11 protein-coding genes and 1 riboswitch are annotated in these 13,889 nt (G+C 34.3%); of the genes, 1 reads left to right on the top strand and 10 read right to left on the bottom strand.

Going from position 1 to position 13,889, the window contains the following annotated elements; translation table 11 throughout:
* Nucleotides 1–403 precede the first annotated feature (403 nt).
* From AB8U03_RS10275 to mdcA, 9 genes are all read right to left on the bottom strand, one after another.
* Nucleotides 404–592, bottom strand: coding sequence for a hypothetical protein (locus AB8U03_RS10275; RefSeq protein WP_369704612.1), 189 nt, complete (start codon nucleotides 590–592; stop codon nucleotides 404–406).
* A 192-nt stretch (nucleotides 593–784) separates the two neighbouring features.
* Nucleotides 785–893: riboswitch (SAM riboswitch) on the bottom strand.
* Nucleotides 894–976: 83 nt separating this feature from the next.
* Nucleotides 977–2,389 (bottom strand): LysM peptidoglycan-binding domain-containing protein, encoded by a 1,413-nt coding sequence (locus AB8U03_RS10280; RefSeq protein WP_369704466.1) that lies wholly within the window; start codon nucleotides 2,387–2,389, stop codon nucleotides 977–979.
* Between the two features lie 218 nt (nucleotides 2,390–2,607).
* A complete protein-coding gene (locus AB8U03_RS10285) occupies nucleotides 2,608–4,044 on the bottom strand; it encodes an APC family permease (RefSeq protein WP_369704467.1) in 1,437 nt (478 codons plus the stop codon).
* Between the two features lie 22 nt (nucleotides 4,045–4,066).
* Complete coding sequence (gene eutC / locus AB8U03_RS10290; protein ID WP_369704468.1) at nucleotides 4,067–4,837, bottom strand: ethanolamine ammonia-lyase subunit EutC; 771 nt, start codon at nucleotides 4,835–4,837, stop codon at nucleotides 4,067–4,069.
* Nucleotides 4,838–4,849: 12 nt separating this feature from the next.
* Nucleotides 4,850–6,208, bottom strand: a complete 1,359-nt coding sequence (locus tag AB8U03_RS10295) for an ethanolamine ammonia-lyase subunit EutB (RefSeq protein WP_369704469.1) — start codon at nucleotides 6,206–6,208, stop codon at nucleotides 4,850–4,852.
* 37 nt (nucleotides 6,209–6,245) lie between these two features.
* On the bottom strand, nucleotides 6,246–7,652 hold the full coding sequence (locus AB8U03_RS10300; protein WP_369704470.1) for an ethanolamine ammonia-lyase reactivating factor EutA: 1,407 nt from the start codon (nucleotides 7,650–7,652) through the stop codon (nucleotides 6,246–6,248).
* 242 nt (nucleotides 7,653–7,894) lie between these two features.
* Complete coding sequence (locus tag AB8U03_RS10305) at nucleotides 7,895–9,529, bottom strand: biotin-independent malonate decarboxylase subunit beta (protein ID WP_369704471.1); 1,635 nt, start codon at nucleotides 9,527–9,529, stop codon at nucleotides 7,895–7,897.
* Entirely contained in the window at nucleotides 9,513–9,824 is a 312-nt protein-coding gene (locus AB8U03_RS10310; protein ID WP_369704472.1) for a hypothetical protein, read from the bottom strand. The genes AB8U03_RS10305 and AB8U03_RS10310 overlap by 17 nt, the downstream gene beginning before the upstream one ends.
* A gap of 16 nt (nucleotides 9,825–9,840) precedes the next feature.
* The gene (mdcA, locus tag AB8U03_RS10315; RefSeq protein ID WP_369704473.1) at nucleotides 9,841–11,493 is read right to left on the bottom strand and encodes a malonate decarboxylase subunit alpha; all 1,653 of its coding nucleotides are present in this window, start codon (nucleotides 11,491–11,493) and stop codon (nucleotides 9,841–9,843) included.
* Between the two features lie 104 nt (nucleotides 11,494–11,597).
* On the opposite strand from mdcA, the gene AB8U03_RS10320 reads away from it, so the two are divergent.
* Nucleotides 11,598–12,464 carry a LysR family transcriptional regulator gene (locus tag AB8U03_RS10320; protein ID WP_369704474.1) on the top strand — a complete coding sequence of 289 codons (867 nt, stop codon included), beginning with the start codon at nucleotides 11,598–11,600 and terminating at the stop codon, nucleotides 12,462–12,464.
* A 9-nt stretch (nucleotides 12,465–12,473) separates the two neighbouring features.
* Here AB8U03_RS10320 and AB8U03_RS10325 read toward each other — a convergent pair whose 3' ends face one another.
* Nucleotides 12,474–13,889: a sensor histidine kinase gene (locus AB8U03_RS10325; protein ID WP_369704475.1), complete on the bottom strand. Its 1,416-nt coding sequence runs from the start codon at nucleotides 13,887–13,889 to the stop codon at nucleotides 12,474–12,476.

The raw sequence follows: 13,889 nt of genomic DNA on the forward strand, positions 1-13,889 counted from the left end.
TGCCGGACATCATAGGGCCAGTCCCTCTGTCTCTCTAGATAAGAAGTTTTTTATTTTAACTACTTTTTAAAATTCATTGTAATTATGTTTTTTTATTTATTGACATTTAATATACACTGTTATAACTACCTTGTCAACACTCCTGTAAAAATTTTTTAAATCCATTAATTTGTCAGCTTGAGCTTTTTAAGACTTAGAGAATTTAGCAGTACAGATACAGAGCTAAAGGACATACATACCGCTACAGGAGAGCAGGTGCATTATTTATTTCATCACCTACCATGTCAACTGTACTACCTTTTCCTTTCAATCTGCTTATTTCATTGGTCTTATTTTCAGTTTCCACTTTCGATATGACATCTTTTATTCCGATTTTTCCGCTGTAGAAAATGCTGCTATGCTGTTATCTCCTGTAATCATATGTAATCTCTGATTTCCCCGTAGTCAAAGTACCTGTTTTATCAAATACCACCGTATCTATTTTACAAGCCTGCTCAAGTTTACTGCCATTTTTAATCAATATTCCATTTTCAACAGCTCTGCCTATTCTGATTGCCTGTACTTCATCAGCTTTCACCACCTGTGTTTTCAAAACAGGTGCCAAAGTAGAGACTATTACAGCTGCTGTAAATATCAATACCAATAATCTTTTAGGCCGGGATTTTCTTTTTTACAAAGAACAATCTCAGCCTCCAGTTAGCCAGTAGATTTTTATATTTCAGAAAAATTTTATAGAATAAAAAAATCTTCCTGCGGATGAAATACAAGAAGATTTTCTCCCTGCTCATCATCTTTCAAGTTCCAATACACCTGCTGAAATTAGCACCATTGAATGAAAATAACCATTCAGGTTGCCGGGCATCATAGGTCCACTCAGCCGCTCTTGATAAGGAGTTATATAATTACATATTACTTTTTTTATTACGGATTTTATATCATTTTACTTGAAATGTCAAGAACTATTTTTCATCCAGATTTATATCAGCTTTATAATATTAAAATTATCTTGAAGCAAAGTCCAATTTTGCGGAAATGCAAAACCCAAGGCCCAGTAACTAACACCTTTTAATCCATAATCTTTAACTGTATCAAATTTGGCTTGAGCACTTCTTGCATCTTCAAACCATACTTGATGCCGCCTTCCCTGGCTGTCGATATAATTATAAAAAGGTGTTTGACTGACTGAATCAAAATGTATAATCACCCCATACCTTACTGCCCTTGCTACAGCTTCCTGCATGCTGAAAGTCTCTGCCTCCATGCCCTGAACATGAGGAAGAACCCAGTCTCTGGCATAAAGTTGAAAACCAAATAAAATCTTTTCCCTTGGTATAACAGTAACCGCATAATCCAGCACCTGCTTTATCCTATTTAAAGGTGAAATTGCCTGGGGAGGCCCTAACCTATATCCCCATTCATAGGTCATAAGCACAACAAAGTCCACAATTCTTCCATGGGCCTCATAATCATGTGCTTCATATAATAATCCCTGCTGGCTTTCTCCTGTTTTTGGTGCTAAGGCAGTAGATACAAAGAAATTTTCCGCATGCATCCTCTGAACTGCAAGTTCAAGAAATTCATTATAATTTTCCCTATCAGATGGCAGTACATTTTCAAAATCAATATTCACACCCAAATATCCCTTAATCTTCATTGTATTAATTATGTTAGTAATGAGATTTGCTCTGATATCGGCATTGGATAAAACAACATGTGCCAGATTATGGCCTAATTCCGTAGCCGTAAAATTTGTTATTGCCATCATTGGAACTATATTTTCAGCATAAGCAGCATTTATTATGGCGGAATCATCTATGGTTTCCAAAGTGCCATCTTCTCTGATTCTATAGGCAAAAGGGCTTAAATAGGTTAAATGTTCTCCCACTTCTCTTACAATGTTGGGGGAATTTTCAGTAAAATCATAAATGTAGCCATTTACATAGATAGAAGGTCTTTTCCTGGGAATAACAATTACAGTTCCAGGATATACAAGAGATGTATTTCGAATATTATTTACATTTATTAATCTTTCCAGTGAAACATCGTATCTTTCAGCAATCTGCTCTAAGGTTTCTCCCGTTTTTATCTGATATCTAACTGCAGGAATATATAATTGAAGCCCTGGATAGATATTTTGCAGATTGGTTATCCTATTTGCCTGTAGAATTGCCTGCAGAGAAATCCCATAATTTTGAGCAATCCGCCAAAGGTATTCTCCTGATTTTACAATATGAACAGTGTCTTCTACGGGAATTATCAATGATTGACCAATAAGTAGATTGTTGGGGTATTGAAGTCCATTGGCACTGATTATTTCAGCAGTTGAAACTTTATAAGAATTGGATATCTTCCAAAGTGAATCTCCTGGCTTAACTACATAAATAAGCACAGACATCCTCCATATTATTACTTTATATATTAATCTATGCATATGATCCAAAAAAGTTCTTATGCGGACACTTTTATCCCATGGCTGTCCTTGGCTAAGGCCTCCGGAATAAGTAATACTTCACCCCTAGGTAAGTTCTTCTAAGGTTAAGGTACGAAAAAAAACACTCCTTATGGACAAACTTCACCTGAACCTTAGAATCACTTGATACCCATCCCTTAGTTTACTGCTTCTTTCTCTTCTACTTCCAAATCATCTGTAACCTCTGTTCTCTTCTTAAATACTGCAAAATAAAGAATGAACCCTACTAATATAAGTACTACGGATACCAGGGCAGTCTTATGAAAATCAGAAGGTACTGTAAGTATCGCCAGTTCAAATACCAGCCATACTATAGCTGAAATAAATACGGGTTTTGCAACTTTTCCAAGATTAAAAGATCCTTCCTTGATTTTAACCTTTTTTCTAGCAAATCCATAACATATTATAGTTGTAAAGTATATAATTGCAGGGAGAATTGCAGTAACACCTATCAATGTAGTTAAAGAGCTTGAAAACAATGTAGCTATTATTCCAAATATCAAAATCAAAACAGTGGCATATATGGGTGATGATGTTTTGGGTGAAACTTTCTTGAACAGACCGCTCAAGAAGAATGCATTATCCCTGGACATAACATATACAAGTCTTGAACCTGACGTCATGGCTACAGTTCCACATGCAAATATTGAAATGGTGACTATTATCAAAAATAATGTACCCATTGCATTTCCCAGATTTGATTGTAATATATAAGGCAGCGGACTGTTTGAAGCAATAGTTGCCGGAAGATTTTTAATACCAAGAGTTACCGCAATCAAGAAAAAGGTACCAAATATTCCTGCAATAAAAACTGAACCCACAACCGCTTTTGGTACAGTTTTATTGGCATTAATAGTTTCTTCACTCAAGTTAGCGGCAGACTCAAATCCTACTAAAGTAAATGATCCCATAAGCATACTCATCATGAAAGGTTTTATATAAGACATACCCTCTCCCCTATTTGCCGTGTTGAACAATATAGAAGCATTGTTGCCGTTTTTCAAGGAGATTATAAGCAATATAACTGTAAGTGAAATTATTCCGATACTTTCTGTAAACACTGCTGCATTATTTATAAAAGCAGCAAGTTTTACTCCTATAATATTTATAACAGCCTGAATAATCAGTGTAGCAATTACTATCATGGATATTTGAGAAGGAGTACCTGAAAGCCCCATTAGAGAGGCAACTATTGGTGCAAGCCCGGAATCAATTGCCGGAACAACCAAAACCAAAAAGCAAATACATACCCAACCTATTATCCATCCCATCATATTTGTAGACAATCTTTTAATCCACTGATAGGAATATCCTGAAACGGGTATTACCCCTGAAAGTTCCGCAAAAATAAGTGCAACAAGTAGCTGTCCAATAAAAGCTATGACCCAGGACCAGATTCCTGCAGGTCCGGCAGTAGAAATCACAAACTTATAATTTGCAAATATACCGGTTGTTATGGAAATAAAAGAAAAGGCTACGGCAAAAGAACTGAATAATTTCAAATTTCTCTTAAGTTCCTGTTTGTAACTACTGGATTCAATGCTGTTTTCTAAATGACCTTCTGTTTTTTTCATAATTTGCACCGCCTCTAAAATTTTATATTTTTAAATTAATTCCACTCTTTTTCTCTTTCATCATTATTTCAATTAAATGAGCTATCTGAGCACCTGCCTCCACCGGTGGGGTACCGTCTTTATATATATTGGAAATCACCGTTCTCTGGGATTCAGGTTTTAAAGTACTTGATTCATATGCCATATAGGAACTCATACTTTCATTGGTCACAAGTCCCGGCCTTTCTCCCACCAATAATACCGTCACTTTAGCACCCAATGCTTCACTTATCCTATCCATTGCAGCTACCCTTCCATATTTAACAAATACAGGGGTGCCTATTTTATATTTTTTTGCCCTAACTCCATCTAAAATTATGGAATACATATCTTCCAGATTTGCATCTATGGCATAGGCACTAAGGCCATCTGCCACTATTATTTGAACATCGGGATTGTTAATGCAGTTGTGTTTTATTTTTTCCATAGTTTCTACAGAAAACTTTTTTCCTAAATCCGGCCTTTTTATATACTCTTCTTTATCCTTGACAAGAGTTTGTATCTTAAAAAATCCTAAATTATCTATAATATTTTCATCTACATGGGACCACACGGAATCCATAGCCGCTGCATGATCTGCCAGGAATCTAAGCAAAGTTTCAGTCCTATATCTGCAGCCAGCTCTTCCCACACATATTCTGGCATTTGTACTTTTTTTTAATTTTTTACAACTTTCCACACTCAATGGATTTTGCACTGTAACTCTTGAAGTATAATCAATACCAGATATATCTCTTATAAATTGTTCGTTCATAATTGTTCACCTCTAAACTATAAATATAGAAGGATCTCCAGCTTTTTCCGTAAGCTTTCCCGCTTTCATTATGCCAAGATTCTCCATGCTGTCTTCAAACTCTTTTATAGGCCTTTTATTCATTATTTCCCTGACTGCAGCAACATCATGATAACTGGTGGTCTGATTCATGAGCATTACGTCATCTGCTACCGGTATTCCCATAATATAATTGCAATCAGCTGCCCCAAGAAGTACAACTAAATTTTCAGAATCATTTTGATCCGATTTCATATGATTTGTATGGCATGCATCAACTCCCATAGGAAGCCCGGAAAGCTTGCCCATAAAATGGTCTTCAAGTCCCGCCCTTATAGTCTGCTTGCCATCATATAAATACTCAGGTCCTATAAATCCAACTACTGTATTTACCAAAAATGGTTTGTATCTTTTGGCAAGACCATAACATCTTGCTTCCATGGTAACCTGATCTGCTCCATTATGCCCTTCTGAGGAGAGTTCAGAACCCTGCCCTGTTTCAAAATACATAAAATTATCACCTGTACAATTCTTCTTCTCTTTCATGAGTTCATATGCTTCATCCAAAAGTTTTACATCTATACCAAAAGCTGTATTTGATATTTGTGAGCCTGCTATACTTTGGAACATCAAGTCCATAGGGGCTCCTCTTTTGAGTGCTTCCATCTGAGTGGTTATATGGGCTAAAACAGAATTTTGAGTAGGTATGTTCCATTTTTTTATGAATTCTTCAAATTTATTTAAAATCAACACAACTTCATTCGTACTGTCGCCTACAGGATTTAATCCTATGACTGCATCACCTATACCGTAACTTATACCTTCCATTACAGATGCCATAATTCCATCTACATCATCTTTGGCATTGTTAGGTTGAATTCTCGATGAAAACGTACCTTTTTTCCCAATTGTAGTATTGCATGTGGCAAGATTTTTTATCTTTTTAGCTGCATAGATCAAGTCCATATTGCTCATGAGCTTGGTAACCGCTGCTATCATCTCGGAAGTCAAGCCTTCTCTTATTTCCTTTATGCTCTTTTCATCAGCTCCCAATAGAAACTCTCTAAATTCACCTACAGTTAAAGATTTGATTTTATTGTAACAGGCTTCATCCACCTGATCCTGTATAACCCTGGTAACCTCATCTTTTTCGTATGGTACCACCGGGTTATTTCTTAAATCTTCAAGAGTTAATTCAGATAAAACAACTTTTGCTGCCACCCTCTCAGCATCACTTTCTGCTATAATGCCAGCTAAAGCATCTCCCGATTTTTCTTCGTTGGCTTTAGCAAGTACATCTTTTATATTCTTAAAACAATATGTCTTTTTAAAAAGTCTGGTCTTTAATATCATGTAAATCACCTACTATTTTAAATAATCATTTTCTCAATCAGCCTTTGAAAATCAAAGTTTTTATAACTACAGGTACTACCCCTGATATAGATTTTCCTATATCAATATAATCTCCATTTGTCACCTCTATGTTGTCAATGCATACTATTTTATGATTTGAATCAATATTTTTAATAGTTTGTCCTAATGCTTTTGCAAAATCACTTTCTATAATTACAATTATAGGATTATCACTGCAGCTAAAGGCTTTAACTATGGCACTTGCTATTTTCTTTATCTGTGAATATTTAGGAGATTTAGGTCCTCTAAAAGCAATTGCCCAATTTGTATCTTTATACATTCTGGACTTGCTGCATATATTTTTATAAATGGACTCAGTTTCCTCATCTTCACCCATGGGGATTTTCACAATTGGAATACTTTTTACAGGCAATATATCATCTTCAAACATTATAGTGCTCCCACTTATCTTTATAGAATGGCTTCCTGCCCCTATTACAGTAGCCCTTATTTTTTCTTTAGGCTGCAGCAATTTATCTTTTTGTGTTTTAAATATTTGCCTTATGGAATACCCTAGGACAGGTCCTATATCCTTGAATCTTAAAGTATCTGAAAGTGTGTCTATTTTTAAACTGCTGTATACAAATTCAGATACTCCACCTGAGAACATAAGAAATTGTGACTTCATATTTTTACTTTTATGCTGAATAAAAAGTTTCTCCTCTTCCCTGGATAAATCTTGGTTATTGAAAGTTTCAAAAATCACTTTTGCAAACACGTCTGTAAGAATTTTCAAATCGTCGAATTCAGGCTTTTCTCCAATGGAAAGATTTAATTTTAAATTATATATGAGTTTTTTTATCTTATCCGATATATAGATTATTTTATCTTCTTCATCAAATTGTATAAGCCTCCCTCCTATATCAAATGCAAAAGAATCCACCACTTTCCCTTCTGAAAATACAGCGCAATTGGTTGTCCCTCCACCTATGTCAAAATTTATAATTTTAATTGCTTTATTCTTTGATATATCACACGCTCCAGCACCATAACCTGCCAATATAGCTTCCAAATCCGGTCCTGCTGTTGCAACTACAAAGTCACCTGCTAAGTCCGAAAGAACATTTAAAACCTCCTTAGCATTTTCTTTTCCTGCAGTCTCACCGGTTATAATTATGGCTCCAGTTGAAATATTCTTTTTACAAATACCTGCCATTTCATATTCCTTTAGTATTATCTCTTTTAATTTTTTTAAATTTATTTTTTCTCTGGATATTAAGGGTGTAAAATATATTCCACTTCTGTAAATTATCTTTATATCTGTAATTTTGATATTAGGGACAAGAAAAGAGTTAGCTGTATTTTGCACTGTGATTTGACTAAATATAATCTGTGTAGTGCTTGTCCCAATATCAATTCCCACACTTAAAATTTTATCTTCCATTATTTTCTGCAATCACCTCTTTTATTAGAAAATTTCAATTTAAAAAATAGAGCCTAAACACTCCTGTGTTTAAGCTCCTTTGCCTATTAAAATTCTATTAATTTTTCAGAAATATTAAAAACTTTTGATGTAAAGTAACTGCTCCATTGCACTTACTTTTTAATTTATAGTAAGTTTATCATAATAATTTGTTAATGTAAAGTGCATTTTTATAATAATTCAATAAAATATTCGTATTTTTATTATTGAATCGATTTCCATTCTTTTTGTAACATTTTTACAGCTTCAATTGATGCATATCTTCCATTCTGCACACTTTTAGACCTAACTCCAGCACCCAGCTCTGTAGAAGATGAATTTCTTATATCATCTATATTGACTTTAATGATTTCTTTGACTTTTTCCACCTCTTCATCCGCCGGATCATCTACATTTATGCCCTTTATAATATTTGAAAGTGAACCAAGCTTTCCATAAGACTTTATATCATAGGATATTCCCAGAACCTTTTTACTCATTTTATCTACGTATTCAATGTCCTTTTTCAAGGATTTAGCATAACAATCCTTTTCCATTACATGAACAAATACCTTTGGATCATCAAAAGCTATAATTCTATTAGCCTGGTATCCATGTGAAAGAAATGCTGCAGATACTGCTTTACCTGCAATAAGAGAAATTACAGGATGTCCTTCTTCTCTGGCAGTTGCATAGGCATCCACTGCAGAAGCACAAGACTGAAATATTCCAAAAAGTTCCTCATCGTACCCATAAGCCTGTCCTGGTACATCCACAACAGCTATTATAGGGGTTTTTTTATTTCTGGGCTTGTGTTTATCCTTTTCCACTATCCACCTTATTCTTTCTGCAATGGTCCATCCTTCATACAATCCTATTTCTCCATCTTTTGCACCTTTAAATCTATTATTTGAATTTGGAACTACAGATATAACATAGACCTTGTCTCCATCAAAACTGGCTATTGTGCTCAGAACCGAGTCATCGACAACATCAGTTCCATTATTTCCAGATAATTTTTCAAACCATATTCTTCCTCTGCTTACAGGATTCTTTATTTGTTTCACATCTACTTTTTGAGCAGAATCAATATTATCTATTTTATCCAGGTAATATTTCTGTTTTCTGCTTCTTAAATCTTTATTTCCATCAGAAACCATGGCCTTGATTATATTGTTTCTTATACTTTCTATATCATCATGAGCTAAATAATCACAAAATCCTTGATCATATCTAGCTTTTCCTCCAATGGTACTCCATATAAGAGATTTATTTCTGGAATTAAATTCATTAACCCCCACTCTTTCTTCTATTTCAGCAGGTTCATTCATAAAATACTTTCCGTGTTTTGTCATTATTAAAATGGAACACAAGGCTGCAGTTACTGCCATTGATCCGGAATTCCCCCTGCTTCCAGGTATAACCCCAATAACAGGCACATATTTTCTAAGTGCGACAACTGCGGATTGTATTTCAGAAACGGCCATAAGCCCATAGTTGGCTTCTTGAAGCCTTACTTCTCCATTGTCAAACATAATTATTGGAATTATCTTATTTCCCCTTTTGTTTTCCTTTAAGGCAATGTTCAGTGCTCCTGAAAACTTTGCTCCTGAAACTTCTCCTATTCCACCCTTTAAAAATGTACCTTCTATTGATATAACAAGGCTTTCCTGTCCATTTATCTTTCCTCTTGCCACTATAACTCCGTCATCACTTTCAGGAACAACATCCTGAATTTCAAGATGTGTAGATTCCATATAATCATATGGTCCTAAAAGTTCTCTGAAAGTCCCATTGTCAAAAATTATTTTTGCTCTTTCCCTGCCTTTTAATTCAATGAAACTATCCTTCAATAACATCTTTACTCTCCTCCAATGCTTCAAGTATCCTGAATTCTATTATACCAGGTGTATTTCCAGAATCATTTATTTTCATATCAACGGATACAGGATGCTTTTTAAAAAATCTATTCATAATATTCTTGTATATATTTTTTTCCCCTACAATTCCTGTCCTTATAGTTACTTTCGATACATTGTCCTTATTATTGGGTTCAATAATAACTTCAAGATTTTTTGGTCCTACAACTCCTGTATGACTTTTTTTATATACCTTTTCATTACAATTTTCATATTCAAATTCATATACCTCCATAACTTACATCTCCCATCTACCAATTTCTGAATTTCACAGGTGGCTCATAGAGTCCCTGGGACCATTGAACAAGATCATCTATATCTTTTGCAGCAAGAAGATTTCTCTTTGCATCAGTTCTTTTTATTCCCATGTCCTCAGGATAGGCAACAATTCCTTTTCTTCTGAGATCATTGATTTCATCACCTGTTATTTCAAGTCCAAGATCAGTTACACCTGCAACTGCTGCAAGGGCCTTTTTTCTTTCATTTATGTTTTGTGCCTTATATAAATAAGCTACTCCCTCTTCAGTTACGACATGAGTAACATCATCACCATATATCATTACAGGTGTTACAGAAAGTCCTGAATCTTTTCCAACTTTCACTGCATCAAGTTTATCTACAAATACAGGATTGTCCCCTCTTTTAAAAGTTTCAACAGTTTGAATTACAAGTTTTCTTCCTTTTTCTGTTTCACCTTTTTCAGTTATCATATCAAGCCAGGCAGCAGTGGAATGTCTTCTTCCTCTTGAATCAGATCCCATATTAGGAGCTCCTCCAAATCCTGAAAGCCTTCCTGCCGTTACAGTTGAAGAATTCCCATGGCTGTCTATCTGAAGTGTGGAACCTACAAAAGCATCTAATGCATACTGGCCTGCCATCTGTGCATAAATTCTGTTTGACCTCAAGTTGCCGTCATTTCCATCAAAAAATATATCGGATCTTGAAGCCACATATTTTTCCATCCCAAGCTCTCCGCCAAAGCTGTATACGCTTTTAACCCATCCTGTTTCTATTGCAGGTATAAGCGTAGGGTGAGGGTTAAGAACCCAGTTGGTACATATCTTACCTTTTAGTCCAAGGGATTCACCGTAGGTGGGAAGTAAAAGTTCAATGGCCGCCGTATTATATCCTATACCGTGATTTAAGGAAATAACATGATGTTTTGCATATATTCCCTTTATAACCATCATGGCTATGAGAATTTGAACTTCATTTATTTTTGCAGGATCTCTTGTAAACAATGGATCTATATCATATGGTTCATTGGATTTCACTATAAAATCCACCCATGAACCAGGTATGTCTACTCTTGGCAGATAATCATCAATTTCATTTACCTGAGCTATGACTATACCATCATGAAAAGCTGCTGCCTCCACTAATACGGGAGTTTCTTCAGTATTTGGTCCTGTATAAAGATTGCCATTTTTATCTGCCTTTTCCGCAGCAACAAGTGTTACATCTGGAATAAGATCTACAAACAACCTTGAATAAAGTTCAAGATAAGTATGAATATCTCCTATCTTTATTGTTCCATCCTCTATCATATTGGATACCTTTACACTTTGAGACCCTGCATATGAAAAATCCAGCACGCTTGCTATTCCCTTTTTAAATATCTGGAGGTGTTCAGTTCTTGAAAGATTTGATATGACCATATGGAGATTATTCACCTTTTTACTATCAACCTCTAGAAGTGATTTTGACAAAAAAGATGCCTGCTTCTGATTATCACCTTCAAGGGTTACTATATTTCCGGGATATATTGCCCTTTCCATTACATCTACAATTTTATCAGGTGGTATTATCTTTCCTTTAAATATTTTTAAAATATCATTAAGTTTTTTTTCCTTTTCAAGATGTCTTGTGTTCCATTTTCTCTCGTTTAAGTTGATTTGTTTCATTTACATCACCCCTACAATTAAGATTTTAGTCTTTTGTTTTTATAACTTCCAATACATGTTATTATATATGTATATAACATATTTGTTATAAGGAGGATTTTATTATGGAACTTCAACAACTTAAGTATTTTCAAACTATAGCTAAATATGAAAATATGACTAAGGCATCAAAACTTCTTCTTGTATCTCAACCTGCTCTCAGCAGGACACTTAGGCAGCTTGAGAATGAACTGGGCGTTAAATTATTTGACAGAAGCGGCAGAAATATACGATTAAACAAATATGGCAAAGTATTTTTTGAAAAAATACATTCCGCACTAAGATCCATAGAGGATGGTAAAAGGCAAATAACCGACATGAAGGAAAAAGAGCCTCAAAATATAAAACTTATGGTACTATCTGCATCCGGACTTATTCCGGATCTTTTAAGTTCCTTCAGAGAAATATATCCTAAAGTGGGTTTCAGCCTTTTTCAAAATGAAAATGAATACGGCAGTGATGACTGCGATTTTTCAATTTTATCCTCTTACTCGGATATTTTAAACAAATTTAGTATTCCCCTTAGAACAGAAGAAATATACCTTGGCGTACCGAACAACCATCCTCTTTCCTGTAAAAAAAGTATAAATCTCATTGAAGCAAAAGATGAGGCTTTTATAAGTCTTAAACCAAATAAAGCCTTGAGAAGGATAACGGACATATTTTGTGAATATTCAGGATTTATTCCCAATATAGTTTTTGAAAGTGATGAGCCATCAATGGTAAGGGGGCTTATAAAGGCAGGACTTGGAGTTGCATTTGTTCCTTCCATATCCTGGACAAAACTTATTGGTCCTTCAATTTCCCTTATACATATAGATATGCCTAAATGCGAGCGAACAATATATCTTACCTGGAAAGAGGAAAAATACCTTACAAAATCTGATTATCTTTTCAAATCTTTCGCTGAAAAATATTTTAGAGAATTATAATATTACCTGTTAATTCTTAAAAGAAAATACTGCTTTTGTTCCGCTTTTACTGGATTCAATATTTATGTCACCCTTTAATTTATCTTTTATTATACTCTTGACAATATTTAAGCCAAGACTATTATCCTTTATTTGACTTGTGTCAAAACCGTTGCCATTGTCAATTACCGATATATTGGAATACATAATTCCCTTTTTTATGGTTATTTCTATGACACCTTCATCATTATCGATAAAAGCATGTTTAATAGGATTTTCAAGAAGCTCATTTATGACAATTGCTATGGATGTAGCCTTATCTGAATTTACACGAAAACTGTCTCCCAGGAGCTTTATATTAATTTTTTTACTACACTGAAATAAATTTTTTAAGGCATTGTCCCTGATTTTAGATAAAATGGCTTTTATGTCCACATCGTCTATTCCATTTTGTGATAATACCTCATGTGTTGCCGCTATACTGAGTATTCTTCCTATACTTTCATCAAAAGCCTTTTTTGCTTCTTTATTATTTATCCTTCTAGATTGTAATCTTAAAATACTGGCTATAGTCTGAAGATTGTTCTTAACTCTGTGGTGTATTTCCCTGATAGCTACAGCTTTTAAAATAAGCTGCTTTTCCTTTTCCTTTATGTCAGTTATATCCTTAACCAGCATAACCACTCCATAAATATTAGAAGAACTTTTTGTCACTGCATATTTTACCTGAAGGGAAAAATGACTTACCTCAGTTTCATATAAAGTTGACTTACTATGCTTTAGTATTTCATAAAAACTGACTTTATTCAAAACTAAATTCTCAAATTTCATACCTATTATTTTATCCTTATACCCAAGTTTCCTATATAGGTTTTCAGCATTATGGTTGGCATAAACAGAATTTCCATACTGATTAAATATGACAATGGCATCATTTATCAAATTAAAATCTATGGTACTTGGCAAATCATGATTTTTTAAATTCATAAGTGCTTCTGTCAATTGTTCCGTGGTTTCAGATAAAATCTCCATATTCCTGTTTTTACTTACGTCCTCAGTTATGTCTTTTTCCATTATAAGTACTCCAATTATTTCATCCAGGTTATTTTTAATGGGTACAGTGTTTTGTTTCACAACTATATTTTCCTGCGTAATTGCCTTTAAATCAGCAGTTCCAACACCTATTTCAAGGGTTCTCAAAACTGCCGGTTCATTTTGCCTAAAGACCAGCTCTCCAACCGTGGAAGTTCTGTAAAGTGATACTTGATTAGCAGGCTTTGCCTGTGCAATTGCTATTGCTGTGTCAGAGTTTCTAATTAAGCAATCTATAAAAATATCAGCTCTAACTAAATTAGAAATATAAGGAATACATTTTTCTATTCTCTCTAAAATACATATATCCTCTTCACTTAAATATGTATTTTTTTTACATAATTCTCGCAGCAT

Source organism: Clostridium moutaii (assembly GCF_041205085.1).
Classification (GTDB): Bacteria; Bacillota; Clostridia; order Clostridiales; family Clostridiaceae; genus Clostridium_B; species Clostridium_B moutaii.